This is a genomic window from Ruegeria sp. AWH4_226 (assembly GCF_056159225.1).
The window spans coordinates 25,889-52,423 of record NZ_JBSWUU010000003.1; the positions used below are offsets into that span (position 1 = coordinate 25,889).

General features: G+C 57.7%; 27 protein-coding genes. 14 read left to right on the forward strand and 13 right to left on the reverse strand.

Going from position 1 to position 26,535, the window contains the following annotated elements; genetic code table 11:
- The first annotated feature begins 1 nt into the window (after nt 1).
- On the forward strand, nt 2–229 hold the full coding sequence (locus ACXAET_RS18525; RefSeq protein WP_475188566.1) for a hypothetical protein: 228 nt from the start codon (nt 2–4) through the stop codon (nt 227–229).
- Here the strand turns inward: ACXAET_RS18525 and aspS are convergent, their stop codons facing one another.
- The 4 genes from aspS to ACXAET_RS18545 all read right to left on the reverse strand — a co-directional run bounded on the left by aspS (nt 230) and on the right by ACXAET_RS18545 (nt 4,482).
- Nucleotides 230–2,005, reverse strand: coding sequence for an aspartate--tRNA ligase (gene aspS / locus ACXAET_RS18530; protein ID WP_475188570.1), 1,776 nt, complete (start codon nt 2,003–2,005; stop codon nt 230–232). It lies immediately after the preceding gene.
- 79 nt (nt 2,006–2,084) lie between these two features.
- Nucleotides 2,085–2,756: a lysostaphin resistance A-like protein gene (locus ACXAET_RS18535; protein WP_475188574.1), complete on the reverse strand. Its 672-nt coding sequence runs from the start codon at nt 2,754–2,756 to the stop codon at nt 2,085–2,087.
- On the reverse strand, nt 2,753–3,400 hold the full coding sequence (locus tag ACXAET_RS18540) for an aminotransferase class IV family protein (RefSeq protein WP_475188578.1): 648 nt from the start codon (nt 3,398–3,400) through the stop codon (nt 2,753–2,755). Before ACXAET_RS18540 ends, ACXAET_RS18535 begins: the two co-directional genes overlap by 4 nt.
- Entirely contained in the window at nt 3,355–4,482 is a 1,128-nt protein-coding gene (locus ACXAET_RS18545; RefSeq protein ID WP_475188582.1) for an aminodeoxychorismate synthase component I, read from the reverse strand. Before ACXAET_RS18545 ends, ACXAET_RS18540 begins: the two co-directional genes overlap by 46 nt.
- 176 nt (nt 4,483–4,658) lie before the next feature.
- On the opposite strand from ACXAET_RS18545, the gene carB reads away from it, so the two are divergent.
- From carB to ACXAET_RS18560, 3 genes are all read left to right on the forward strand, one after another.
- The gene (gene carB / locus ACXAET_RS18550) at nt 4,659–8,003 is read left to right on the forward strand and encodes a carbamoyl-phosphate synthase large subunit (RefSeq protein ID WP_475188586.1); all 3,345 of its coding nucleotides are present in this window, start codon (nt 4,659–4,661) and stop codon (nt 8,001–8,003) included.
- 196 nt (nt 8,004–8,199) lie between these two features.
- Nucleotides 8,200–9,324 (forward strand): beta-ketoacyl-ACP synthase III, encoded by a 1,125-nt coding sequence (locus ACXAET_RS18555; protein WP_475188590.1) that lies wholly within the window; start codon nt 8,200–8,202, stop codon nt 9,322–9,324.
- A gap of 74 nt (nt 9,325–9,398) precedes the next feature.
- Nucleotides 9,399–10,022, forward strand: coding sequence for a class I SAM-dependent methyltransferase (locus tag ACXAET_RS18560; RefSeq protein ID WP_475188594.1), 624 nt, complete (start codon nt 9,399–9,401; stop codon nt 10,020–10,022).
- Nucleotides 10,023–10,066: 44 nt separating this feature from the next.
- On the opposite strand, the gene ACXAET_RS18565 is transcribed toward ACXAET_RS18560, so the two are convergent.
- Nucleotides 10,067–10,528, reverse strand: coding sequence for a hypothetical protein (locus ACXAET_RS18565; RefSeq protein ID WP_475190159.1), 462 nt, complete (start codon nt 10,526–10,528; stop codon nt 10,067–10,069).
- A gap of 358 nt (nt 10,529–10,886) precedes the next feature.
- On the opposite strand from ACXAET_RS18565, the gene ACXAET_RS18570 reads away from it, so the two are divergent.
- The gene (locus ACXAET_RS18570) at nt 10,887–11,465 is read left to right on the forward strand and encodes a thymidine kinase (RefSeq protein ID WP_475188596.1); all 579 of its coding nucleotides are present in this window, start codon (nt 10,887–10,889) and stop codon (nt 11,463–11,465) included.
- Here ACXAET_RS18570 and ACXAET_RS18575 read toward each other — a convergent pair.
- From ACXAET_RS18575 to ACXAET_RS18595, 5 genes are all read right to left on the reverse strand, one after another.
- Nucleotides 11,462–12,412 (reverse strand): 2-hydroxyacid dehydrogenase, encoded by a 951-nt coding sequence (locus ACXAET_RS18575; RefSeq protein ID WP_475188600.1) that lies wholly within the window; start codon nt 12,410–12,412, stop codon nt 11,462–11,464. The two genes, ACXAET_RS18570 and ACXAET_RS18575, sit on opposite strands and share 4 nt — an antisense overlap.
- Complete coding sequence (locus tag ACXAET_RS18580; RefSeq protein ID WP_475188603.1) at nt 12,412–12,750, reverse strand: tRNA-binding protein; 339 nt, start codon at nt 12,748–12,750, stop codon at nt 12,412–12,414. Before ACXAET_RS18580 ends, ACXAET_RS18575 begins: the two co-directional genes overlap by 1 nt.
- Nucleotides 12,743–13,558, reverse strand: coding sequence for a pyrroline-5-carboxylate reductase (gene proC, locus ACXAET_RS18585; protein WP_475188607.1), 816 nt, complete (start codon nt 13,556–13,558; stop codon nt 12,743–12,745). Before proC ends, ACXAET_RS18580 begins: the two co-directional genes overlap by 8 nt.
- 36 nt (nt 13,559–13,594) lie before the next feature.
- Nucleotides 13,595–14,095 carry a type III secretion system chaperone family protein gene (locus ACXAET_RS18590; RefSeq protein ID WP_475188613.1) on the reverse strand — a complete coding sequence of 167 codons (501 nt, stop codon included), beginning with the start codon at nt 14,093–14,095 and terminating at the stop codon, nt 13,595–13,597.
- Between the two features lie 324 nt (nt 14,096–14,419).
- On the reverse strand, nt 14,420–14,668 hold the full coding sequence (locus ACXAET_RS18595; RefSeq protein WP_050604795.1) for an accessory factor UbiK family protein: 249 nt from the start codon (nt 14,666–14,668) through the stop codon (nt 14,420–14,422).
- 97 nt (nt 14,669–14,765) lie between these two features.
- Between ACXAET_RS18595 and lgt the strand changes: the two genes are divergently transcribed.
- The 6 genes from lgt (at nt 14,766) to ACXAET_RS18625 (ending at nt 18,981) form a co-directional block, all read left to right on the forward strand.
- Complete coding sequence (gene lgt / locus ACXAET_RS18600) at nt 14,766–15,653, forward strand: prolipoprotein diacylglyceryl transferase (protein WP_475188619.1); 888 nt, start codon at nt 14,766–14,768, stop codon at nt 15,651–15,653.
- Nucleotides 15,650–16,717, forward strand: a complete 1,068-nt coding sequence (locus ACXAET_RS18605; protein ID WP_475188623.1) for a class I SAM-dependent methyltransferase — start codon at nt 15,650–15,652, stop codon at nt 16,715–16,717. Before lgt ends, ACXAET_RS18605 begins: the two co-directional genes overlap by 4 nt.
- Nucleotides 16,714–17,472 carry a peptidoglycan editing factor PgeF gene (gene pgeF, locus ACXAET_RS18610; RefSeq protein ID WP_475188626.1) on the forward strand — a complete coding sequence of 253 codons (759 nt, stop codon included), beginning with the start codon at nt 16,714–16,716 and terminating at the stop codon, nt 17,470–17,472. The genes ACXAET_RS18605 and pgeF overlap by 4 nt, the downstream gene beginning before the upstream one ends.
- A 267-nt stretch (nt 17,473–17,739) precedes the next feature.
- On the forward strand, nt 17,740–17,868 hold the full coding sequence (locus tag ACXAET_RS18615) for a hypothetical protein (protein ID WP_475188628.1): 129 nt from the start codon (nt 17,740–17,742) through the stop codon (nt 17,866–17,868).
- 173 nt (nt 17,869–18,041) lie between these two features.
- The gene (locus tag ACXAET_RS18620; protein ID WP_475188631.1) at nt 18,042–18,182 is read left to right on the forward strand and encodes a hypothetical protein; all 141 of its coding nucleotides are present in this window, start codon (nt 18,042–18,044) and stop codon (nt 18,180–18,182) included.
- A 16-nt stretch (nt 18,183–18,198) separates the two neighbouring features.
- Nucleotides 18,199–18,981 (forward strand): Hint domain-containing protein, encoded by a 783-nt coding sequence (locus ACXAET_RS18625; protein WP_475188637.1) that lies wholly within the window; start codon nt 18,199–18,201, stop codon nt 18,979–18,981.
- Between the two features lie 116 nt (nt 18,982–19,097).
- Here ACXAET_RS18625 and ACXAET_RS18630 read toward each other — a convergent pair whose 3' ends face one another.
- Nucleotides 19,098–19,598 (reverse strand): Lrp/AsnC family transcriptional regulator, encoded by a 501-nt coding sequence (locus ACXAET_RS18630; RefSeq protein ID WP_475188640.1) that lies wholly within the window; start codon nt 19,596–19,598, stop codon nt 19,098–19,100.
- Nucleotides 19,599–19,823: 225 nt separating this feature from the next.
- On the opposite strand from ACXAET_RS18630, the gene trxB reads away from it, so the two are divergent.
- The 3 genes from trxB (at nt 19,824) to ACXAET_RS18645 (ending at nt 24,497) form a co-directional block, all read left to right on the forward strand.
- Nucleotides 19,824–20,765, forward strand: coding sequence for a thioredoxin-disulfide reductase (gene trxB / locus ACXAET_RS18635; protein WP_475188642.1), 942 nt, complete (start codon nt 19,824–19,826; stop codon nt 20,763–20,765).
- 125 nt (nt 20,766–20,890) lie between these two features.
- Nucleotides 20,891–22,576 carry an adenylate/guanylate cyclase domain-containing protein gene (locus ACXAET_RS18640; RefSeq protein ID WP_475188644.1) on the forward strand — a complete coding sequence of 562 codons (1,686 nt, stop codon included), beginning with the start codon at nt 20,891–20,893 and terminating at the stop codon, nt 22,574–22,576.
- Between the two features lie 202 nt (nt 22,577–22,778).
- Entirely contained in the window at nt 22,779–24,497 is a 1,719-nt protein-coding gene (locus tag ACXAET_RS18645) for a bifunctional sulfate adenylyltransferase/adenylylsulfate kinase (RefSeq protein WP_475188646.1), read from the forward strand.
- 188 nt (nt 24,498–24,685) lie between these two features.
- Here the strand turns inward: ACXAET_RS18645 and ACXAET_RS18650 are convergent, their stop codons facing one another.
- Together ACXAET_RS18650 and ACXAET_RS18655 are read right to left on the reverse strand one after the other, a co-directional pair.
- On the reverse strand, nt 24,686–25,561 hold the full coding sequence (locus tag ACXAET_RS18650) for a hypothetical protein (RefSeq protein ID WP_475188651.1): 876 nt from the start codon (nt 25,559–25,561) through the stop codon (nt 24,686–24,688).
- A complete protein-coding gene (locus ACXAET_RS18655) occupies nt 25,558–26,445 on the reverse strand; it encodes a PhzF family phenazine biosynthesis protein (RefSeq protein WP_475188653.1) in 888 nt (295 codons plus the stop codon). Before ACXAET_RS18655 ends, ACXAET_RS18650 begins: the two co-directional genes overlap by 4 nt.
- Nucleotides 26,446–26,535 lie beyond the last annotated feature (90 nt).

Genomic DNA, 26,535 nt, shown 5'->3' on the forward strand with positions numbered 1-26,535 from the left:
GATGCTAACGGCCTATTTCCTGACGGTCACGATCGTGAGCATTTGGATTTACTTCCAGGTCCGCGCCACGGCACACGGCATCAGGGTTGCGCGAAAGTCGCTCCCATTCTCACAGGACATCCTACTTGAAAACGGACAGGATCAGGGTTTGACACTGACGCGGTTGCGCGCGCTTGAAGGCCACACCCCAGGGAAGAAACCCGCCGCGGGGGATGCGGCGGGTACGTGATCATTCCTGTGGGATGATGCGTAGCCCAAGTTCCATCAACTGATCCGAGGTTGGGTCGGATGGCGCGTCCATCATCAAGTCTTCGGCCCGTTGATTCATCGGGAACATCATGACCTCTCGGATGTTGGCCTCATCAGCCAAAAGCATCACGATCCGATCAATTCCCGCAGCGCAGCCACCATGTGGCGGGGCGCCGTAGTGGAACGCATTATAGAGCGCGCCAAAGCGGCTTTTCACCTCATCCTCACCGTAGCCTGCCAGTTCAAAGGCCTTTAACATGATTTCAGGCTTATGGTTCCGGATCGCACCCGAGACAATCTCATACCCGTTACAGGCAAGGTCATATTGGTAACCCCTAACCTCAAGCGGATCGCCATTCAGCGCATCCATCCCGCCCTGCGGCATTGAAAACGGGTTGTGTTCAAAGTCGATGGCACCGGTTTCTTCGTCCTGCTCGTAAATCGGGAAATCCACGATCCACGCGAAAGCAAAACGGTCTTTTTCCATCAGGCCAAGCTCTTCGCCAATCACATTACGTGCCTTACCGGCGACTTTTTCAAAGGTTTTAGGCTTGCCGCCGAGGAAGAACGCCGCGTCGCCTACGTCCAGACCCAATTGCTGGCGGATCGCCTCGGTGCGCTCAGGGCCGATGTTTTTCGCCAACGGACCTGCGGCTTCCATCCCCTGACCTTGATCCCGCCAGAAGATGTAGCCCATGCCGGGCAGACCCTCTTTCTGGGCAAATGCGTTCATGCGGTCACAGAATTTGCGGCTGCCCCCGGTGGGCGCAGGGATAGCGCGAATTTCGGTGCCCTCCTGCTCAAGCAGCTTTGCGAAAATCGCAAAGCCAGACCCGCGGAAGTGGTCAGAGACCACTTGCATTTTAATGGGATTCCGCAGGTCGGGCTTGTCGCTACCATACCACAGGGCCGCGTCCTTGTAGGAAATCTGCGGCCAGTCCTGATCGACTTTACGACCTCCACCGAATTCCTCGAACACACCGGTCAGAACCGGCTGGATGGTGTCGAACACGTCCTGCTGTTCGACAAACGACATCTCAAGGTCGAGCTGATAGAAATCGGTGGGCGAACGATCCGCACGCGGGTCTTCATCGCGAAAGCAGGGCGCGATCTGGAAATACTTATCGAAGCCCGACACCATGATCAGCTGCTTGAATTGCTGCGGAGCTTGCGGCAGCGCATAGAATTTGCCCGGGTGCAGGCGCGACGGAACCAGAAAGTCGCGCGCACCTTCTGGCGACGACGCGGTAATGATCGGCGTCTGATATTCGCGGAATCCCTGATCCCACATGCGGCGGCGCATTGAGGCGACAACGTCCGAGCGCAAGGTCATGTTGCGCTGCATCCCCTCGCGGCGCAGGTCCAGGTAGCGATGGCGCAGTCGCGTTTCCTCGGGGTATTCCTGATCGCCAAAGACCATCAGAGGCAATTCCTCTGCCGCGCCCAGAACCTCAAGATCGCGCACGTAAACTTCGATCTCACCGGTGGGCAGTTTCGAGTTCACAAGTTCCGCGTCGCGGGCTTTGACGGACCCATCAATGCGGATGCACCATTCAGAGCGCACTTTCTCAAGCTCTGCAAAGGCCGCACTGTCACCGTCGCACAGTATTTGCGTCACGCCGAAATGGTCGCGCAGGTCTATGAACAGGACGCCGCCGTGATCTCGAACACGATGCACCCAACCAGACAGGCGAACGGTTTCGCCAACATTGGCGGCGGTCAAAGCGGCGCAGGTGTGGCTGCGGTAGGCGTGCATGGATCATATCCCTTCGGGCGCAGAATTCGTCGCGCCGATACACCGCGTCAGGCAGCGAAAGTCAAGGCGGGTCTACCGCTCAAAACGGCCTTTGCACGTTACCTGAGTAGAAATAGACACCCAGACCGGCAGCAAAGATGATGTTGCCTGCGATTGCGTGCAGCAGAACCGCGTAGAAAAACGATCCGCGCCTGCGGTAGGCCCAGGTGAACAGCAGCCCTCCGGCAAAGGTCATGGCGGCGACGATCCAGCTCCAGTACATCAAATGCGCCAGAGAAAACACTGCCGCATTCAGCAGATAGGCCGCCCATCCATTCGGCAGGATCGCGTGATAGCGGCGGAAGAACAAAGACCGGAACAACAGCTCTTGCGGCAGGGCCGACAACACAGGGTAGCCAAGCCAGATAACCAGCAGGAATTCCGGCCGGTTGCGTAGCAGGAAAAACGCTGCATCTGGTCGTGTAACCATGACAACGGCGGCACAGAATGCGGTCATGAAAACAGCAAACACGGCGAGTTCGGGCCAGGACCAGTTGCGCCAATTATACCGCAACTCGGCCCAGGCAAAGCCGCGCGTGAAATGCAGCAACACGATGCCAAGGGCTGTGAAGGTGAACAAAGACGGGAACATCCAATTGGGTGGAAAGAACACCGCAATCAGCACTGGGGCAGCAATGAAAAACAACCCAAACTCCAGCCGCAACCGCAATTGCGGCGCCGCGCTGTCGGCCCAATCGGTTTGTTTGCTCACTGTAATGCCAACTCCGCCCGGATCAGACCACGCAACGAATTCCCTACGTAAAGCTTTTCCGCGTTTTTTAGGTCGGTCAAGGTCAGGGTGGCTTCGGTTACCTGTTTGTTATCAAGTAATTCTTGACGCAGTATTCCCGGCAATACGCCACAGGTCAGAGCGGGCGTCAGGCGGCGTCCATCCGGCATGTGTACGAACAGATTGGTGATCGTGCCTTCGCATAGCTCGTTTCTTTCGTTCAGAAACAGCATTTCGTCTATGCCTTCAGGCAGTGCTGCGCGGGCGGTGTCGTAAACTGCGCGTTTCGTTGTCTTGTACCTGAGCCAAACATCTGCCGAGCAAAGCCGCGTTTCGGCAACAGCTAGGCGCCAAACTGGAGGGTTTTCGACTAATTCTCCAGTTGTCAGTTCAAACTTGCCTGACTGGTCCAATGTCAAGCGGCATCGCAATGGTATGTTTCCCCAAGCTGCTTTTAAGGCAGTCAAAGCAGCACGCGGGTCAAAATCTATCCCCAAGGCCTTGGCGCTGCGATCCATGCGGGCCAAATGACGCTTCAAGCGCACAAACCCGTGCTTCGGCCGATACGCAAGCGTTTCGATTATGCGGAAGTCAGGGTCAGTTGGTGGGCAAAGCGGGCTTTCCATAGCGCTTCCTCGTATTCTGATGGGGCCGTGCTGTCCCAGACCACGCCGCCGCCCACGTTAAGGGTGGCCTTGCCATCCTCGACCATCAAGGTTCGGATCGCCACGTTGAACTCGGACCGTCCGTCAGGCGCTGCCCAACCAATCGCTCCGCAATAGATATCGCGGGGCCAGGGTTCGAGGTCAGACAAAATCTCCATCGCGCGAATCTTGGGCGCACCGGTGATCGAGCCGCAAGGAAACAGCGCGGTCAGAATGGTCGAAAGCTCTGCCCCCAGATGCAATTGCGCCCGCACCAATGAGATCATCTGATGCACGGTCGCATAGGTCTCGACCTTGAACAGTTCAGGTACTTTGACCGACCCGGGTAATGCAACGCGACTGATGTCGTTGCGCAGCAGATCGACAATCATCAGGTTCTCGGCCCGGTTTTTCGCGTCGGTCGACAGAAAGGCACGGCGGCGGGCATCTTCGGCCATGTCCTCACTGCGCGGCTGGGTGCCCTTCATCGGACGGGTTTCAATCCCGCGCTCGGCGTCGGTGCGAAAGAACAACTCGGGCGAGCGGCTCAGCAAGTCTGGCAAGCCGTCCTGCTGCACCAACGCGCCATGACCAACCGGCTGACCGGCGGTCAACGCGGCGTAGAGCGACGCGCTGTCGCCCTTGGCGATCAGGTCGATCGGAAAGGTCAGGTTTGCCTGATAAATGTCCCCTGCCCCGATGGCATCATGAACCTGTTGAAAGGCTTCTGTATACCGCGCCTCATCCCAACGCGGGACAAAGCCGCTGACCTCGCCGCGTGCTGGCGGCAAGGCGCGCTGCGTCGGCCCCTGATACACGCCGAAGCACAACAGGGGCAGACGGCGGTTCTTGGGTAAACGTTCGGCAAGGCGCGGTTCCAGGGTATAGCCAAGTTCATAGCTGGCATATCCAGCCAACCATGCCCCGTTCGCGCGCGCGCCGTCCAGCGCCGCCAAGGCCTGGGGCACATCATCCGGCTCATCTGCACGGATCACATCGGCCGGCCGGTCGAAACTGGTTCCCGACCCGACTGGCCCCTGATCGAAACGAATACGCAAGTGCATCCTCATTTGTCGTGCTGCGCGATATAGAGGATACGGCGGCGAGGGAAAGAGGGGAAAGCGGCAATTTCACCGCTGTTTCCGATACCTCTTGAACCTTTTCGCGCGGTCCCTATAACGCAGGACAATTTGGGCGCTTGGGGGTGCCCTGACTCGCGGATAATCGAAGGAACAAGGCCATGCCCAGAAGAACCGACATCCAGTCGATCATGATCATCGGAGCGGGGCCCATTGTTATCGGTCAAGCGTGCGAGTTCGACTATTCCGGCGCTCAGGCCTGCAAGGCGCTGCGTGAGGAAGGATACCGGGTCATTCTGGTGAACTCAAACCCGGCCACCATCATGACCGACCCGGGATTGGCGGACGCCACTTACATCGAACCAATCACCCCCGAGATTGTCGCCAAAATCATCGAAAAAGAACGCCCCGACGCGCTGCTACCCACGATGGGTGGTCAGACCGGCCTTAACACCTCGCTGGCCTTGGAAGAGATGGGCGTACTGGAAAAGTTCGGGGTCGAGATGATTGGCGCCAAACGCGACGCCATCGAAATGGCCGAAGACCGCAAGCTGTTCCGCGAGGCGATGGACCGGCTTGGTCTGGAAAACCCCAAGGCAACCATCGTGACCGCCCCTAAAAAAGCAGACGGCAGCGCAGATTTGGACGTCGGCGTGCAGATCGCTTTGGATGAGCTGGAAGAGATCGGCCTGCCCGCCATCATCCGCCCCGCCTTTACCCTTGGCGGCACTGGCGGTGGCGTTGCCTATAACCGCGAGGATTATATCCATTTCTGCCGTTCGGGCATGGACGCCTCGCCCGTCAACCAGATCCTTGTCGATGAAAGCCTGCTGGGCTGGAAAGAATACGAGATGGAGGTGGTGCGCGACACCGCCGACAACGCCATCATCGTCTGTTCGATTGAAAACGTCGATCCGATGGGTGTGCATACCGGTGACTCGATCACTGTGGCCCCTGCCCTGACGCTGACCGACAAGGAATACCAGATCATGCGCAACGGTTCGATTGCTGTTCTGCGTGAGATTGGGGTCGAAACCGGCGGCTCGAACGTGCAATGGGCGATCAACCCCGATGATGGCCGCATGGTCGTGATCGAAATGAACCCGCGCGTGTCGCGCTCGTCCGCCCTAGCCTCCAAAGCGACCGGTTTCCCGATTGCCAAGATCGCGGCGAAACTGGCCGTGGGCTACACGCTGGACGAGCTGGACAACGACATCACCAAGGTTACCCCTGCCTCTTTCGAGCCCACCATCGACTATGTCGTGACAAAAATCCCGAAATTTGCGTTCGAAAAATTTCCTGGGTCCGAGCCCTACCTGACCACCGCCATGAAATCGGTCGGTGAGGCCATGTCAATCGGGCGCACCATCCACGAATCGATGCAAAAGGCGCTGGCTTCGATGGAGTCGGGGCTTACCGGATTTGATGAGGTCGAAATACCCGGACTGAACGTTGGTGTCTGGGAAGAAGCCGACGACAAGGCCGCCGTGATCAAGGCGATCAGCCAGCAAACGCCCGATCGTCTGCGCACCATCGCGCAAGCCATGCGCCATGGCCTGTCAGACGATGAAATCTTTGGTGTCACAAAGTTTGACCCTTGGTTCCTCGCCCGCATCCGCGAGATTATCGAGGCTGAGCGCGAGGTTCGCAAAAACGGCCTGCCTATGACTGAAGACGGTCTTCGTCGGCTCAAGATGCTGGGCTTTACCGACGCACGTCTGGGCAACCTGACTGGCCGTGACGAAGACAACGTGCGCCGTGCCCGTCGGAACCTCGGCGTTTCTGCCGTCTTCAAACGCATCGACACCTGCGCCGCCGAATTCGAAGCGCAAACGCCCTATATGTATTCGACATATGAAGCCCCGATGATGGGCGAAGTCGAGTGTGAGGCCCGCCCCTCCGACCGCAAAAAGGTTGTCATCCTGGGCGGTGGCCCCAACCGGATCGGTCAGGGTATCGAGTTCGACTATTGCTGCTGTCACGCCTGTTTCGCGCTGACCGACGCCGGGTATGAGACCATCATGGTCAACTGCAACCCCGAGACGGTTTCGACCGACTATGACACATCGGACCGACTGTATTTTGAGCCGCTGACCTTCGAACACGTCATGGAAATCCTGACGAAAGAGCAGGAAAACGGCACGCTGCATGGTGTGATCGTTCAGTTCGGCGGCCAGACCCCGCTGAAACTGGCGAATGCGCTAGAGGCCGAAGGAATTCCGATCCTCGGCACCACCCCAGATGCCATTGACCTTGCCGAAGACCGCGAACGGTTCCAGGCGTTGGTCAATGAGTTGGGATTGAAACAACCCAAGAACGGCATCGCCGCGACGGATGCGCAGGCTCTGGAAATCGCGGAAGAGATTGGCTTCCCGCTCGTGATCCGCCCCTCTTACGTTCTGGGCGGGCGCGCGATGGAAATCGTCCGCGACATGGAGCAGCTAAAGCGCTACATCAACGAAGCTGTGGTGGTTTCTGGCGACAGCCCGGTTCTGCTGGACAGCTACCTTGCCGGTGCTGTGGAATTGGACGTAGATGCTCTGTGTGACGGCACCGACGTCCATGTTGCAGGCATCATGCAGCATATCGAAGAGGCCGGCGTTCATTCTGGCGACTCGGCGTGCTCGCTGCCGCCTTATTCCCTCTCCAAGGAAATCATTGCGGAGATCAAGGAACAGACATTCAAACTGGCCAGAGCACTGAACGTCGTTGGCCTGATGAACGTTCAGTTTGCGATCAAGGATGATGAGATCTATCTGATCGAAGTTAACCCGCGCGCATCGCGCACGGTGCCGTTTGTCGCCAAGGCCACCGACAGCGCGATTGCATCGATTGCCGCGCGCATCATGGCGGGTGAGAAACTGTCGAACTTCCCGCAGCGCCCCCCTTATCAAGAGGGTCAGGATACAAAGATTGCCGACCAGATGACTTTGGCCGACCCAAACATGCCGTGGTTCTCGGTGAAGGAGGCCGTGTTACCCTTTGCCCGTTTCCCCGGCGTCGACACCATCCTGGGGCCGGAAATGCGATCCACCGGCGAAGTCATGGGCTGGGACCGCGACTTTCCGCGCGCTTTCCTGAAGGCACAGATGGGCGCGGGCATGGTGCTGCCGTCCAAAGGTCGGGCGTTTATCTCGATCAAGGATGCCGACAAGACCCCTGCGATGCTTGAGGCCGCCCAAGTCCTTGCGGAACAAGGGTTTTCGTTGGTGGCCACACGCGGCACCCAGTCCTGGTTGGCCAAGCACGGCGTTGCCTGTGATGTGGTCAACAAGGTCTATGAGGGTCGCCCGGACGTGGCCGACATGCTGAAAGACGGTCAGGTGCAGCTATTGATGAACACCACCGAGGGCGCGCAGGCGGTTGAAGACAGCAAGTCCATCCGCTCTATTGCCCTCTATGACAAAATCCCCTACTTCACCACCGCAGCCGCAAGCCATGCCGCAGCACTGGCGATCAAGGCGCAGGCCGAGGGGGATGTTGAGGTAAAGTCGCTGCAGGGCTGAACAGTCCTGCAAATGGCCAGAGTGTCCAAAGCGTTGGTCCGGCCTGATCAGCATCCGGCATTCTCGCTGTCTCGGCATCGTCAGTGCGTGAGAGCGGCATTGGATCAAATTCGGCATATTCCCTTAGGTAACCATCCCTTGATCAAATCCCATTGTGACTGCATTTTAGGCGGATTCGAAACCTTCAGGACCCGCCATGTACACGCCCGCAATCACAGGCACAGGTGTTTTTACGCCCGAAAACATCATCACCAATGCTGAACTCGTCGCAGCCTTCAACGCATATGCAGACAAGCAAAACGCTAAGAATGCAGACAAAATCGCAGCTGGTGAGACTGAGCCGCTGCAGCATTCCTCGGAAGAGTTCATTCTCAAGGCATCGGGCATCGAAAACCGGTACGTGATGGACAAATCCGGCGTGCTGGATCCCGACGTGATGCACCCCCTTTTGCGCCAACGAAGCGATGACGAACCGGGCATCATGACCGAGATGGCGGTAGACGCGTGCAAAAAAGCCTTGGCACAGGCTGGACGCAAGGCCGAAGACGTTGATTTGGTGATTTGCGCAGCCTCGAACCATGAACGGGCCTACCCCGCGATTGCTATCGAAATTCAGCAAGCGCTGGGGATCAACGGTTTTGGATTTGACATGAACGTTGCCTGCTCGTCGGCCACGTTCGGCATTCAGGCCGCAGCGGATATGATCCGCTCGGGCTCGGTCAGATCGGCGCTGGTGGTGAACCCCGAAATCTGCTCGGGCCACTTGGAATGGCGCGACCGCGATTGCCACTTTATCTTCGGGGACGTCGCTACGGCCACCCTGATCGAGCGGATCGAAGACGCGCAAGGGCCACATTTCGAAGTCCTCTCGACCCGCTGCGCCACGTCTTTTTCGAATAACATCCGGAATAACAATGGCTTCCTGCGCCGCTCGCGCCCCGCTGGCGTGGTTGATCGGCGCGATATGCAGTTCATGCAAAACGGCCGCAAGGTGTTCAAGGAAGTGCTGCCGATGGTCAGCAAACACATCTCGGATCACATGGAAGCCGAAGGTGTAACCAGCGGCGACCTAAAACGCCTGTGGCTGCACCAGGCCAACAAAACGATGAACGATTTCATCGGCAAAAAAGTATTGGGGCGCGAACCCGAGGCGGACGAGCAACCCAACATCCTGCAGGATTATGCCAACACATCCTCAGCCGGTTCCATCATCGCGTTTTCCAAGTATTCAGATGATTTGGCAAACGGCGATATCGGGCTGATCTGCTCGTTCGGGGCTGGCTATTCGGTGGGGTCAGTGATTGTAAAGCGGCACGGTTAAACGAACCACAAGCAATCTCAGGAGCTTAGTCGAAACTCTAGAATTAAGACTTCGGATGTGGCAAGCCAGTCTCGATGGCTCGCTCGAATGAAAATACCATATCCAACTATGAAACCGCCGCGCCGCGTTGGCGCGACAAGATGCGCGTCTTGGGGTATTACGACGCCTACCTTGGTTTTCTTTCCACACCCCGTCTAGAACCCCACTCTGACTTGGACGTAGTAGATATCGGTTCAGGTTCAGCTGCGTTCGCCGAAGCTTGGGTCGCGATCTATGGATCGCCCGGCGCACTCACCCTGCTTGATCCAAGCAAATCGATGCTGCAGCGCGGACAGGCCGCTTTGCGAATACGTGGAACTGAACCCCTTTTGGTACAGGATGTCTTAGGCGGCGCCCAACTGAAACCAGCCGATATTGCGCTTGCCGCACACGTCGTCGAACATTGCGATGATCCTTTAGCTGCACTCATCCAAATGCGCGACCTATTGCACCCCGGAGGACGACTGTTTCTTGTTGTATCAAAGCCGCATTGGTGCAACGCGATAATATGGCTGCAATGGCGCCACAGAACGTTTCACAAGGATGAAATAACCGCGTTGTTACATGCGGCTGGGTTCAGCATAGAGCAGTTCTATACTTTTCCTGCAGGCCCACCATCGCGTACAAGCCGCGGGATTGTTGCCGTACGAACAGGTTGAAGGCCGTATACATCGGCACTCTTCCTTGCCGCTCAATGCAATGATTAGCTCACGCTTTCTTCTTCCAGATGTAGCTTCATCTCGATCAACACCTGTTGCAGCAGACTGGTTTCCCGCAGCAGGCGTTTGGCTTCGTTTACAGTGATAATCCCGTCCTCGATAGCGGCTTGGTATTCGGTCATCAGCATCGCAAAGCGCTGGCTCAGCGCGATAACGTCCGAGTTAACCCCCCCGGTACGCGGCGTATTTGAGTTCCGACCGTCATAGGACAATGTGATGTTCTTCAAATCGGCCAATGCCGATGTCACATGCGGGAAATTCGAAACAGCCTCCAGCCGGGCCACGGCGTCGACGGGCATGAACCGGTCAGCGTGTTCGGCATTGTCTGAATAATACCGACCTAAGGTTGCCTTGGACTTGCCGGTAATCTCGCACGCAGACTCTATGCCAACGTCTTTGACCAACGCTTCTGTGTGCTTCTTCAGATAGGCTCCGATATCTGCCATATTTTTACCTTTTCTGCCTGCGTCACCCACAACATCTGCCCGTGTGGGGGAAAGGGACAGGAAAATTCCCATACTCCAGTCATAATTGAAATGCCATAAATTGGCTATCCCTCAGATATGCAGGGGTTTTGTGAGTGAGTGGTGGCCCTTCCGGCCAGTAATGAGTGATTGCGAGGCGCTATTTTTTGGCCCCGCTGTGTGAAGGCCCATGTTGGCCGATGACGTCGCTGGTGTGGGCGCAGGGGATCCATCCCCTTTGAGCGTAAGCTCTGCCTCTGCAACGACAGCGGCGACGTCACTTTTATGCATGGCTGTTATAGCCTTGCCGGGACACGCAAGGCCATTTAGACCCGGGCGCATGGCAAAGCTGTACTTCAACTATTCCACGATGAACGCGGGCAAATCGACCGTGTTGCTGCAAGCCTCGCACAATTATCGCGAACGGGGCATGGAAACTTATCTGATGACCGCAGCGCTGGACGGGCGCGCCGGGATTGGAAAGATTGCGTCACGCATAGGCATTTCCGCTGATGCCGACACGTTTTCTTCAAGCGACGACGTGTTTGCGATGATCCGACAGCGGCTGGACCAAGGTGAAATCGCATGTGTCTTTGTCGACGAAGCGCAGTTTCTTTCAGAAGAGCAGGTCTGGCAGCTGGCGCGCGCCGTGGACGACCTGAGCGTGCCGGTGCTTGCCTATGGTCTTCGGGTAGATTTTCAGGGTCGCCTTTTCCCGGGATCAGCAGCCTTGCTGGCCCTCGCAGACGAGATGCGAGAGGTGCGTACCATCTGCAAATGCGGGCGGAAAGCGACGATGGTGATTCGACAGGATGAAAACGGCAATACCATCACCGAAGGCGCACAGGTACAGATCGGCGGCAATGAAACCTACGTCTCGGTTTGTCGCAGGCACTGGCGCGAGGCGGTTGAATCCTAGACCGGGTTCGGCAGCGGTCGCCCCGCGACGAAAGCCGCAACGTTGTCCAGCGCCATAAGGCCCATAGCGCTACGCACCTCTTCGGTCGCAGTGCCCAGATGCGGCAGCAGGGTCAAATTCTCCATCTCGCGCAGGGCTTGCGGGACAGCAGGTTCAAACTCATAGACATCCAGACCAGCACCGGCGATCTGGTCCGATTGCAAGGCGGCGATCAGGGCGGCTTCGTCGATGACCTCGCCGCGCGCGATGTTGATCAGGATGCCGGAGGGTTTCATGGCCCCCAGCACCTGTGCATTGATCAGATGGCGCGTTTCGGCCCCACCGGGGACAGCAAGGACAAGAAAATCGACGTCTGCTGCCAGAGTGGTCAGGTCAGCGACATACTCGGCAGGGTAGTCCACCTGTTTCGGGCTGCGCGATTGATAGGCCACCTGCATTTCGAACCCAAAGTGGCACCGGCGTGCAATGGCCTGACCAATCCGCCCCATGCCAACAATGCCTACGCGTTTGCCGGTGACGTGATGGCCCAGCATCTGCGTTGGGTGCCAGCCCTGCCAGTGACCTGCACGGACCAAGCGTTCGCCCTCACCCGCGCGGCGGGCGGTCGATAGCAGTAAGGTCATGGCGATATCCGCCGTCGCATCCGTCACGGCACCGGGCGTGTTAGTGACGGCGATACCCACAGCTTGCGCGGCGTCTACGTCGATGTGGTTGTAGCCGACGCCAAAATTCGCCAGCAGCCTACAGCGGGGGTCCGCGATTTCGGTAAAGACCTGAGCCGAAAACTGATCGCCCAAAGTCGGTACAACCACGTCAAACTCCTTCAACGCGCGCAGCATCTCATCACGCGTCATCGGTACGGTCTCCTTGCGGATTTCCACGTCAAACTCAGCGCGGGCGCGGGCCTCAACGGCGGGAGTCATCGGGCGTGAAATCAGCACCTTCATCAATGCATCCGCCCACCGATGGGAACCTCGCCATCCGGGCCGATAAGGACAACCTCACCGTTTTCGTCTGGCAGGCCCAACACCAGAACCTCGGACATGAACCGGCCGATCTGGCGTGGGGGGAAGTTCACGACGGCCATCACTTGTTTTCCAACCAGAGTCTGCGGGTCGTAATGCGCCGTGACCTGAGCCGAGGTCTTCCGCTCGCCAATCTCATCCCCGAAGTCGATCCACATCTTGATTGCGGGTTTGCGGGCCTCGGGGTACGGCTCGGCACGGGTTACTTCGCCTACGCGGATATCGACCTTTAGAAAGTCGTCGAATGTAATCTCACTCACGAGACAGCTCCTTGGATCGGTCTGTTGCAGCTTTGACTGCGCGGCGCAGCAGGTCAGGGAAACCAGTTTCTTCGTGCATTAACACCTCGAGCGCAGCTTGGGTGGTGCCGTTCGGGGAGGTCACGTTGATGCGCAATTGCGAAGGGGCTTCCTCGGCAGCCACGGCCAGCGCACCGGCTCCAGCCACGGTGGATTTGGCCAGTTTCATCGCCAGTTCGCCCGGCAACCCCTGGGCCTGACCCGCCGCCGCCAGCGTTTCGATCAGGTGAAACACATAGGCCGGGCCCGAGCCGCTCAGCCCGGTGACGGCGTCCATCTGTGCCTCATCATCCAGCCGGACGGTCTCACCGATTGCAGATAACAGGTTTTCCGCAAGGGATACGTCTGCATCTGATGCCTGTGTGTTGCCGATCAGAGCAGTGATCCCCTTGCGGATTGCCGCAGGTGTGTTCGGCATGGCGCGCACGATCGGGGTGTCATTTCCCAACACGCTTTTCAATGTTGCAATAGATGTGCCTGCTGCGACCGAAACAAACAGGGTGTCGCCACCGCCCAGCGCCTTGATCGCTGGCAGGGCCTCACCCATCATCTGCGGCTTGACTGCAACCAGCACCACGGCGGGGGCCTCGGGCAATGGTGTGTTGATGTTGACGCCCTGCGCCTTCAGCCAGTCCGAGGGGTTCGGATCAATGACCCAGACAGCGGATGCGGGCAGCCCATGCTCTAACCATCCGGCGAGCATGGCTGATCCCATTTTGCCGCATCCCAGAAGCACAAGCCCCTGCTCGGCGACGCGTGACATGTCCATGATTGCCCCTCTCCTTAGTCGGTTCGGGGCAAAGCATTACGCGCGGCCGTAGGCCTCTGCAATGGCGACTTGCATCGCTTCTTCCGGATCACGGTTGCCCCAAGTGACCAGTTGGATCGCCGGGTAATACCGCTCAGCGCTTAGAACTGCGGCTGTGATCATGGTGTCAATCTGCTCCGGGCTGGCCATCTGGCCGCCGGCCAGAACCAAACCATACCGATAGACCATCAGCTTCTGATTGGCCCAGTACGTGAACGCCCCGGCCCAGCACTGATCATTCATCTTGTTCAGAAGTTCATACAGTTCGGTCTCACGCTCGGCCGGTGGCTCCATTTCAAACGAGCACACCATGCGCAGCGTTTCATCATAGTTGGACCAGGCCAGAGTGATTGAGTATGTGCGCCACTGCCCCTCGACAGCCATGGCGATCTGGTCATCCCCGATCCGGTCAAAATCCCAGTCGTGATGCTCAGCCAAGTGCTCGACTATATCAATCGGATGAAGGTCTTCTTCGAGAAACTGCTCGGAAAGGGCCATAATGCCACCTCACTTTTCTCTAGCATTTTGGGGCTGGCAGTGCCCCATTGCTAGTTGCCTGCTCTACAAGCCGGGCTTCCCCCTTGGGCCTGTACTAAATATGGTGCGATGCGAGACACGGGTCTGGCAACCCTATTTCTTGGGGATGACTGCAATAAGTTGTGGATAGTCAGCAACGGCACTCAAAATATTGGCACAGACCTCAGCTTTGTCTTGATTAAATTCCGTAAGGCGTCAGAATGCACCGCACCGTACAACCCAAGACGGGATTGCGCGGCGCGCTACCTTGCCCTGAAAATCAAGATCGTAAGGAACGGGACGGCTTTACTTGTCCAGCTTCGCCTCAAGCGCGGCGATGCGTGCTTCCAGCGCTGCGTTCTCTTCGCGGGCTTTTTGCGCCATCGCGCGGACGGCGTCGAACTCTTCACGGGTCACGAAGTCACGATCGGCCAGCCAACGATCAATCATTGACTTCATCGCATTCTCGGCCTCTTCCCGCGCGCCCTGAGCCACCCCCATGGCGTTGGTCATCAACTGGGAAACGTCATCCAGGATTTTGTTGCGGGTCTGCATATCTTTACTCCGGTCTGTCGGTTGGTCTTTATATGGGGGACGATTGGCCCGGACTCAAGGTTGACTTGCCCCTCAAACCCCGGGCAATGAGACGCACATGCAGGCTGTTCTGAATTTCCCCGATCTGTCACCCGAGCTTTTCTCGATCTCACTCTTCGGGATGGAGTTTGCCCTTCGGTGGTACGCGCTGGCCTATATCGCCGGTATCCTGATTGCATGGCGGATGGGGGTTATGGCGTTGCGGCGCCCTGCCCTGTGGCCCGAGAAAACGCCGCCGATCAAGCCTGAACAGCTTGAGGACCTCATCACATGGATCATCCTTGGCGTGATTGTAGGTGGGCGACTTGGGTTTGTCCTGTTCTATCAGCCCGCATATTACCTTTCGAACCCCCTTGAGATCTTGAAGATCTGGCAGGGCGGAATGGCATTTCATGGCGGGTTGCTTGGGGTGGTGGTCGCCTCGTATCTCTATGCGCGGCGTCAGCAAAGCCCGGTTCTGTCCTTGGCAGACCTGATTGCGCACACGGTGCCACCCGGATTGCTGCTGGGGCGGCTGGCGAATTTCATCAATGCCGAGTTGTGGGGGCGCCCCAGTGAATTGCCCTGGGCCGTGATTTTCCCCGGTGGAGCCGCGCAGGATTGCCCGGGCGTCCTGGCTGGGATGTGCGCCCGGCATCCATCGCAATTGTATGAGGCTGCATTAGAGGGCTTGCTGCTGGGCCTTCTGCTTTTGTGGCTGGCATATCGGCGCGGAGCATTCCACAAGCCCGGACTGATCACAGGTGTCTTCCTAGCCGGGTACGGCGCCTCGCGGTTCTGCGTCGAATTCTTCCGGCAGCCCGACGCGCAGTTTGTCTCTCCCGGCAATCCGTTGGGGCTGGCATTGCACATCGGCGGGTACGGCCTGACAATGGGACAATTGTTGTCGCTGCCGATGATTGGCCTTGGCCTGTGGCTTGCCCTGCGTGCAAGGCGGGTCGCATGACTTTGATGGATCATCTGCTTGAGCGAATCGCGCAAGATGGCCCAATGAGCGTGGCCGACTTCATGACTGAATGCCTGCTGCATCCGACTTTTGGCTATTACACGACTCGCGATCCGCTTGGCACACAGGGCGATTTCATCACTGCCCCGGAAGTCAGTCAGATGTTTGGAGAGTTGATTGGGCTGTCGCTGGCACAAAGCTGGCTGGATCAGGGCCGCCCAGATCCTTTTGTACTGGCCGAACTTGGCCCGGGTCGTGGCACGTTGATGGCGGATATGCTGCGCGCCACCGCTGGTGTGCCCGGTTTCACGGATGCCGCCCAGATTGTGCTGTTTGAAGCTTCGCCCACATTGCGCGACATCCAGGCACAGACGCTGACAGGCTATCAACCGCGCTGGGTCGACTCAGTTGCAGACCTGCCCGAAGCCCCCTTGTTTCTGGTCGCAAATGAATTTTTTGACGCCCTGCCCATTCGCCAGTTTCTGCGCGATAGCACGGGTTGGCGTGAACGGCTTATTGGCACCGATGGCAATACGTTGACCTGGGGGTTGGGCCCGCAATCAGATCAGGTTGCGCTTACCGATCGGCTGAGCGACACCAAAGATGGGGATTTGGTCGAGCTTTGCCCTGCAGCGATACCCATCATTGCCGTGATCGCCCGGCGGATCGGCACGCATGGCGGGGCTGGGCTGATTGTGGACTATGGTGACTGGCGTTCGCTGGGAGATACATTCCAGGCGCTTCACGGGCACACGCATACAGACCCTTTGGAAAAGCCCGGTCAAGCCGATCTGACAGCGCATGTGGATTTCGAACCTTTGGCGATTGCGGCGCGCGCCGCAGGATGCGCGCATACGCGGCTCACCCCTCAGGGGATGTTTCTGGAACGGCTGGGTATCGCAACCCGTGCGCAATCCCTTGCAGCGAGTCTCGGCGGGTCCGAGCTGGAAGAGCTGGTTGCCGCACATCGCCGGTTGACGCATCCAGACGAAATGGGAAACCTGTTCAAAGTGCTGGGCCTGTACCCCTCGCCCTCCTCGCCGCCACCGGGACTTGAGCCATGACCTTGGAAATATTGACCTCAGACTTGCTCAACCCCGTGCATCACGGATTCTTCAGCCGCCGAGGCGGCGCGTCATCGGGTATTTTCTCGGGCCTCAATTGCGGCTACGGCTCGTCCGATCAAACCGAAGCCGTAACGCTGAATCGAAAGCGGGTCGCACAGGCGATGGAAGTTGCGCCAGACGCCCTGGTCGGAGTCCATCAGGTTCATTCACCAACTGTTCTGACGGTCGACGCGCCGATAAATGGGGATAAGCCAAGGGCAGACGCCGTCGTCACCGCCACGCCGGGATTGGTTTTGACGATTCTGACTGCCGATTGTCAGCCGGTCTTATTTGCCGATACGGACGCACACGTGATTGGAGCTGCACACGCCGGCTGGCGCGGCACTCTGGATGGAGTGTTGGAAGCCACGCTTGACGCAATGGAAGCCCTTGGTGCAACGCGGGAAAACATCACTGCCGTGATTGGTCCTTCGATATCACAATCGGCTTACGAGGTTGGCCCCGAATTTTTGGACGAATTCGCTGCGGACTCACCGGACAACCTAAGGTTTTTTGCAAACGGACAGGGCGATCGGCTGCAATTTGATCTTCCCGCGTTTGGGCTGCACAGATTGCGTCAGGCGGGCGTGGGTCGGGCTGAATGGACACGCCACTGCACCTACTCCGATCCTGAAAGATTCTATTCGTACCGCCGGTCCACCCACACGAAAGAAGCGGACTACGGACGCCTGATTTCCGCCATAAAACTTTAAGCAAAACCCGAATTAAGGCAATTTCGCCGCTTTTTCGCCACAATTGTTTGGCTAGCTAAGTCACTACAATTTGATAATTTTTGTCCGCTCTCAGGTGTTTATCTGTCGGTACCCCCGCAGGGCGCGACTCGCTTAATGAAGAGGAATCGCATTGTCTCGTTTGTCCTGAATTCATCCCGGATCAGCCTTATCGCCGCCGCAATGGCCAAGCAAATTAGGACCCCAGAGGAAAAGGGACGCCGGTCCCATAGCGAGCAGGACAACGAAATGAAGAGGAAATCACGCTTTCTCTGCGCCGTTCTTGCGGCCACCAGAGAGCATCAGCTGGAGATGCCGTGGAAACGGGTTTCCAGCCAATCCGTCAGGGTCGCCCGCCGTATGGCGGCACGTCGCTGAGAATGAAAACCCCGCGAGCCAAGCTGCCGGTTCCGGGACGAGACGCACGTCGGAGGGGTGCTCCGATCCGGTGTGTGGCCTGCCGCCGATATTTTGGGCGGTCCAGGTTAGGAGCCTGTTTGCGTAGGCAATTTCGCCTGCGTTTGTATGAGTTTGCAGGGGGGGTCAATGTGATGACCAACAGCGTTGAGGTTTCTGTCGCGGCTCGCGGTCGAGATGCCTGTGGTGCTGCGATCATCGATTTCTTGCAAGCCAAAAGTGAATCCGATCAGGCGCGGCTGTACGGGGGTTCAGCCTACCTGTTCGTTTCTTAGAGGGGACGGAATTGTAATGACTATCCCAAATTCTTTATCGCGCGCTGCCAGGAATGCCGTTGGAACGTCGGCATTACTGCGCGATGGGCCAAGACCAAAAACACAGAAAAAAGCGCAACTTAGGCGCTATGAAGTCAGTACACTGATGAAAAATGGGGATGTCGTTCAGACACGTCATATCGCCCCTGCCCTGCCAATGTTCGAAGACGCGTTTTGTGCCTTTACGCGTGGAGCTTTGGTCGAAACCGAATCCGGCCCTATGGCCTTTGAAGACCTGTTGCCCGGCGATACTGTCCTGACCCAGACCGGCGCTTCGGAAACGGTCCTTTGGAAAGGGTCGGTCACGTTGATTCCCGGACGCCAGGATTCGCACGGCCGCACGCGACCTTTGACGCGGATCATGGCCGACACATTTGGCATGCAAAAGCCGATGTCTGGCGTGATCGTTGGCCCTTCTGCACGGTTGCTGGGAACGCCTTCCCATTTGCGGCATGTCAACGGAGAAGGACCGGTGCTTACGCCTGTTCATGAGTTCCAGGACGGTATGAGTGTAATCGAAACCCTGCCGCCAACTCCGATTGAGTTGTTTCACATCTGTTTGAAACGGCACGCGGTCATCAATGTGGATGGATTGCAATTCGAAACCTACCATCCGGGCGTCAACGCCGTGCGTAGGGTCAGCCATTCTCTGAGGTCAATCTACCTGAATTTGTTTGCGCATATCGACACGCTCAGTGATTTCGGACCTTTGGTCATGCCGCGGGCTGGCGACGGAGAGGTAGATGCGATAACAGCATAAACTTGAATACAGTCTGCTATTTGGGGGCAATATGCAGCTACTCATCAGTTGGGTGATCTATGTCACGGTGGCAGCCGTTCTGCCACCCGTAAAACCACATCCAAAGCTTGTAGGGATCAGGCCGTCCGACTCATCCGGTCTTCGAGGACGTCGAATGGCACGCCTGGTTCATCTTTTGCGCCGCGAATAACCAACGATGTCTTGACGCTTGCAACATTCGAGGTGGTCAGCAATTCGCCGGTCAGGAACTGCTGAAAACTGCTTAGATCAGGGGCCACGCATTTCAGTATGAAATCCACTTCTCCGTTCAGCATGTGACATTCCCTGACCAAGGGCCACTCGCGGCAGCGTTCCTCGAACGCGCTCAGTTCGGCCTCGGCCTGACTTTCCAGACCGACCATAGCAAAGACCTGAACCTCGAATCCCAGCTCACGCGAGTTGACATCAGCGTGGTAGCCACGGATCAGTCCTGATTCCTCAAGAGTTCGTACGCGCCGCAGGCATGGCGGGGCTGAAATACCCACGCGTTTTGCCAGTTCGACATTGGTCATACGACCGTCTGCCTGCAGTTCCGCCAGAATCTTGCGGTCAATCTCATCCAGCCGTATCGCGACCATCAAATACTCCTGATTTTTCGGTTGTTATATCAGTAGCCAGCGGATGCGCAATAATATTTCACAACTGCGCAATATTGTTTATTCTTCCCTCCCCTCTTCGCGCGGTATTCGCAGCGTGCATAGCGGGTACAAAACACGAAGGGGCTTTAAGGGCGGCTGGTGGGCCGCTATATGCCACCGTCAGGGGCCAGGCGGCCCAATCAGGCAGATCGAGTTGGGGGTACCATGGCCGAAACACGTCACACTAAGGTTCTGATCATCGGATCGGGGCCGGCTGGTTATACCGCGGGCGTCTACGCAAGCCGCGCAATGCTGAATCCCATTCTGGTTCAAGGCATCGAGCCCGGCGGTCAGCTGACCACCACGACCGAGGTCGAAAACTGGCCCGGCGATACCGAGGTTCAGGGCCCGGATTTGATGGTTCGCATGCAAGACCACGCCAAGGCGATGGGATGTGAGGTTATTGGCGAGTTTATCAGCGATCTGGACATCTCGAAACGTCCGTTCACTGCCAAGGGCGACAGCGGCACCACCTATACCGCCGATGCAGTCATTCTGGCCACCGGTGCGCGCGCAAAATGGCTGGGTCTCCCGTCAGAGGACAAGTTCAAGGGTTTTGGAGTTTCAGCCTGCGCCACCTGCGACGGTTTCTTTTACCGCGGGCAGGAGATCGTCGTGATTGGCGGCGGCAACACCGCCGTGGAAGAGGCGCTGTTCCTGACCAATTTCGCCAGCAAAGTCACGCTGATTCATCGCCGCGATGAACTGCGGGCCGAGAAAATTCTGCAGGACCGATTGCTCAAGCACGAAAAGATCGAACCACTTTGGTTTCACGAACTGGAGGAGGTCATCGGCACCGATGCCCCCTTGGGTGTCGAAGGCGTGCGTGTCAAGAACGTAAAAACCGGCGAGATCACCGAGATACCCTGCAAGGGCGTCTTTGTCGCCATTGGCCACGCGCCTGCAAACGAGCTGGTCAAAGACACGCTGGAAACGCACATGGGCGGCTATGTGGTCACCAAGCCGGGATCAACCGAAACATCGGTGCCGGGTGTGTTTGCAGCGGGCGACCTGACCGACCACATCTACAGGCAGGCGGTAACAAGCGCCGGAATGGGCTGCATGGCCGCCCTGGACGCTGAGCGTTTTTTGGCGCAACACGATTAAACGACTACGGAAATTCTCCGAACCCTTCGGGGAATTCCAACGCCTCCTCGGGCACAACCTCAGCTTGACCCATCCGCGCGCACGTATCAGACTCGGGCCAGGATAAGCGAATGCAGGTGGCCTGAGTGAAAAGTGTGTTATGGCAAGGCGGGTGGGCAACCCGACTGCGGATCAGCAGTGGTCTGATCCTGTTCGCATATGCCTTTTTTCACTTCATAAATATTGGGTTGGGCCTGTTCCACACCGATTACCTGCACGGCATGCAGGAAGGCCGCCATGTGGTCACGCGGCACGACATTGGCAGCGTGATCCTGTACCTTGCGCTGTTCATCCATTCCGGGCTTGCGCTCTATTCCATAAGTCAACGCCGCACGATGCGGATGCCGTTCAGCACCGGCTTGCAGATTGTTCTGGGTCTTCTGATCCCACTCCAGCTTATCGCCCATATCGTCCACACGCGCTACGCTCATGAGGTTTATGGCGTCAACGACGAGATGGGCTATATCATCGCGCTAATGTGGCCCAGCACTGCGATCTGGATGCAAAGCGCTCTGCTTCTGGTCGTCTGGGTCCACAGCTGCATCGGTTTGCACATGTGGCTGCGGTTGACTAGCTGGTGGTCAAGGACCGTTCCGTATCTTGTCGGTGCAGCCGTATTTGTGCCTTCGTTTGCATTGGCCGGGTTGCTGACCGAAGGGCGCCGTATCTGGGCCGATTTTGGCGATCCCTTCCTGCGGGATCAATACATCGAGCATTACAATTGGCCCTCGCCCGAGTCTTTTCAGGCTATGGCCAACGTTGAGAACAACGCGCTTATAGCATTCGTGATGACGCTTGGGGCGGCGCTTTTGGTTTTTGTCATACGCAAACTTTGGCGGCGCAGACATTCAGTGCGGATAAACTATGTCGAAGGCCCTGAAGTGGTCGCCGAAAAGGGCATGACGCTTCTGGAAATCTCGCAGGCCAATGGCGTTCCGCACACAGCCCTGTGCGGCGGCAAAGGTCGGTGCACGACGTGTCGCGTGATCGTCGAAGATGGCGCAGACAAGCTGCCTGCGCCCAGCGAGGTCGAGGCCCGCAGCCTGGCCGCCGTTGGCGCCCCTGATGGCGCACGACTGGCTTGCCAGATCCGTCCGACCGACCCGCTGACCGCGTTTCGCATGTTTCGACCCGACGGCGGACGCAAGCGCGCCCATGCCAGCCACGGACAAGAGCGGAAACTGGCAGTGCTGTTCCTTGACATGCGCGGATTCACCTCGCGGACAACTGGTCAGTTGCCGTACGACATTGTGTTCCTTTTGAACCGGTTCTTCGACGCGATTGTTCCGGCGATTACTGCGCATGGTGGTGTGGTCGACAAATACATGGGGGATGGCCTGCTGGCTGTATTTGAAAAGCCCGACGCGGAACGATCAGCCAAGGCAGGGCTTGCCGCCGCCGCTGATATCAGTCTTGACCTTGCGCGCTTTAACCAGCAACTCAAAAGCGAGTCCAGCCCCGGGATACGCATCGGGATGGGGCTGCATCTGGGTGATCTGGTTCTGGGTGAAATCGGCGCTGTGGGCAGTTCATCACGTACAATTATCGGGGATGCGGTCAACGTGGCCAGCCGGCTTGAGAGCGAAACCAAAGCCTTAAAGGTTGAGCTTTTGGTTTCGACCGATTTGCTGCAAGCTGCCGGATACGAAAGCGACCCGGCTGACCTTCAATCTTTTGACCTGCGCGGCGTTGCAAAGACGATTCTCGCCCTGCCCGTGGCAAAAGCATCCGATCTTTTTAAGCATAAAGCGACCTTGGAACAGACGTACTAAATCCGCGCGAGGACAGCGCATCCATGGGAATAAAGTCGGGATATGTCCGCGCTGACGAAAAAATCTTCTAATCCGGTCAAAAACCGCGCATATCGTCCTTTATTTCATGAATCAATATGGACTTCGACAAGCGCTCGGGGCACATGCCCCAGCAAACACCCCTGAACCACCGGTAAAACCGCACTTCGACAAGAGTATTCCCATGACGATGTTAAGCAATCTTGCTCCGATCCCAGAACTGTATGTGTCATATGACTCGGCGCAAAAGCTGAAAGTGGAAGCCGCCGACCTGACCAGTTGGGACCTGAGCCCCCGTCAGATCTGCGATCTGGAACTGCTGATGAATGGCGGTTTCAATCCGCTCAAGGGCTTCCTGAGCGAGGCCGACTATGACAACGTCGTCGAAAACATGCGTCTTGCCGACGGCACCTTGTGGCCAATACCCATCACCCTGGACGTCAGCGAAGATTTTGCCGACACAATCGAACTGGGTCAGGATATCGCCCTGCGCGATCAGGAAGGTGTCATCCTTGGCACCATGACAGTCACCGACCGCTGGACCCCGGACAAAGCGCACGAAGCCGAAAAGGTGTTCGGTGCTGATGATGACGCGCACCCGGCAGTGAATTACCTGCACAATGTCGCCGGAAAAGTTTACTTAGGCGGCCCGGTTACAGGTATCCAGCAGCCGGTTCACTATGACTTCCGCGGCCGCCGTGACACTCCGAACGAGCTGCGCGCCTATTTCCGTAAGCTGGGCTGGCGGCGCATCGTGGCCTTCCAGACCCGCAACCCGCTGCACCGCGCGCACCAGGAATTGACCTTCCGCGCTGCGAAAGAAGCGCAAGCCAACCTGCTGATCCACCCGGTTGTCGGCATGACCAAGCCGGGCGACGTGGATCATTTTACCCGTGTTCGCTGCTACGAGGCGGTGCTGGACAAATACCCGGCCTCGACCACTTCGATGTCGCTGCTGAACCTTGCGATGCGCATGGGTGGCCCGCGCGAGGCGGTCTGGCACGGCCTGATCCGCGCCAACCACGGCTGCACCCACTTCATCGTTGGCCGCGACCACGCCGGCCCGGGCAAAAACAGTAAGGGCGAGGATTTCTATGGCCCTTACGACGCACAGGATCTGTTCCGCAAATACCAGGACGAGATCGGCGTCGAAATGGTCGATTTCAAGCACATGGTCTATGTACAGGAACGCGCCCAGTATGAGCCAAATGACGAGATTCTGGACAAAGAGAACGTCACGATCCTGAATATCTCGGGCACCGAACTGCGCCGTCGTCTGGCGGAAGGTCTGGAAATCCCTGAATGGTTCAGCTTTCCCGAAGTTGTGGCCGAGTTGCGTAAAACCAAGCCGCCGCGCAGCCAGCAGGGCTTTACAGTGTTTTTCACCGGTTTTTCAGGTTCGGGCAAATCCACCATCGCCAACGCGCTTATGGTCAAGCTGATGGAGATGGGTGGCCGTCCAGTGACCTTGTTGGACGGGGACATCGTGCGTAAGAACCTGTCCTCTGAACTTGGCTTCTCGAAAGAGCACCGAGACCTCAACATCCGTCGCATCGGCTACGTGGCCTCTGAGATCACCAAGAATGGTGGGATCGCCATCTGTGCTCCAATCGCGCCCTATGCCACGACCCGCCGCGCGGTTCGGGAAGAGATCGAGCAGTTCGGCGCCTTCTGCGAGGTGCATGTTGCGACCTCGATCGAAGAATGCGAACGTCGCGACCGTAAAGGTCTTTACAAGCTGGCGCGCGAGGGCAAGATCAAGGAATTTACCGGCATCTCCGACCCTTATGACGTGCCGCAGAACCCTGAACTGAGCGTCGAGACTGAGAATGTCGATGTCGACAATTGCGCCCACCAGGTGCTGCTCAAACTGGAAAGCATGGGCTTGATCGCCGCGTCCTAAAATCTGGCAAATGGGAATAGACGGCTCCCGGTATCCGGGGGCCGTTTTTCTTTGGAAGCATTATATAAGCTCCCGTTGGCGCAGTTCCCCACAGCAACACTGGCTTACCATCAATAGCCCCCTGCCCTTACACTCGGGGCAGGCGTTGAGTTGCTACCCTCTGGCGCGCTGTTCAACCGGCCCAAGGGTCAGCCCGGGGTCGCGTCCAGTTCCGCGCGCAGCAACCGCGCGGCCCTGCTTTCGAAATCGCCGTACTCGGCTGCTTGCTGCTGGATGGACTGCAGGTGCGGCAGGCGTGCGGCAAAGTCCTCAACCGAAGCGGACTGGATCGCGCGGCGGATATCGGCCTCGGACTCGCACAGGATCATACCGGACGTATCGAAGAAATCGCCAATATTCGGGCACCCCCAATAAATTGGAACCGTCGAACAAAGGATCGCGTCGATCAGCTTTTCCGAAAAGTAGTTCCTCTCGCGCACATTCTCGATAACCACAGAATGACGGTAGGGCGCCAGCCCGTCTGATTTTCGCTCGAACGGTGTATATCCCCGGCCCATGATGTCCACGTCCGCGCCGGTGTCCCGAACCCAGTCGATCACTGCATGGCGCAGCCTGTGCCCTTCAAGATCGCGTTTGGCCGAGGCGATCAGCGAGCAGGCCTTGGTTTTCTCAACGCCAATATCTCGCCAGTCGGGCACCATCGTCACGCCATAGGGCAGGAACACCGCGTTCGGTATGGTTTCAAGCAACACGTCATGAAAGGTGAAAACGCGGAAAAATCGCCGCCAAGTATACCGCAGCATTCGGTCGTGTTTGCCGTGGATGGCCGACGGCTCACCCATCATCAGAGAAATGCGTGCGCGCGTGCCACGACGCAGGCGAAGATGCACAGTCGAGTTCGGGTACATGATCAGGTGATCGGTACGCTCCAGATCACCGACCGTCTTGCCGACCAGGCGGTCGGGGCACCCCTCGGGCCAGATCAAATCGGCCAAAGGGACCGAGGCAAGTTTTGGTCCAAGACGGTGCCCATAGGGCAATATTGCGATGGCAGGCCGGGTCACTTGGCGACCTCGGGCAGGTCAACCTGGCCGCGCATCAGAACATATCCGCGCCCCGCAACCTTTATGCCGGTCATTGCCTCAACTGGCCCTACACGCGTCACGGTTGCCTGACCCGGGCGGCCCATGTCATGGCCTTGTTCGGCAGTAAAGCTGTCCTTGGTCATCAGCCGATTTTTCCAAAGATAGGCCGCCATCGCACCGGTCGCCGATCCGGTAAATGGGTCCTCGGGCGGGCTGGGCAGTGCCATCAGTAGGCGCGAGAAGGTATCACCTGCGTCTGTTGCGCCTTTGAGCGTCACCAAGAAAGGCTCTGCCATGTCTATACCGGAATAGCCCGCCTTTGCAGTAAGCTCGCGCAACGCGTCGACGTTCAGCTTTGCGGCGCGAAGTGCATCGTGATCCCGCAGAACCGTAATGCAAAATGGCAAACCGGTGGACACAAACTGAGGTGGGGCAACTATCGCGTCCTTGGGCAGACTGACGGTGGCAGCAACCATACCGGCAGGTATGACCTTGCCGAATTGCGGCGCGACCTGCGTCATCTCAATCTCGTCGCCATTCAGGCAGATTGAAACAAGGCCCGCGCCGGTTTCCAAAGTCAGCGTATCGACCGTGACCAGGCCGCGAGACTTCATAGCCGCAACTGTTGCAATGGTGGGATGTCCGGCAAACGGAATTTCCCGGCTGGCCAGAAAGTATCGCACGCGAAAATCGGCAACATTGGATGGCCCGGTGAACGTACATTCGACCAAAGACGTCTCGCGCACATAGGCGGTGCATATTTCTTTCGACAAAACCGCGCCGCCGTGGACAACGGCGCACCCGTTGCCACCAAAGGCGCGGTCGGTAAAGGCGTCTACCCAGTCGAAGTCAAACCAGCTCATGTCGCGCGCCCTCCGTTTTGCGCCCCACTACAGAGTCGCATGTCTGGCTTTAAGGGCACCAGATGTCACGGAGAAAATAGTGCGCGCTGG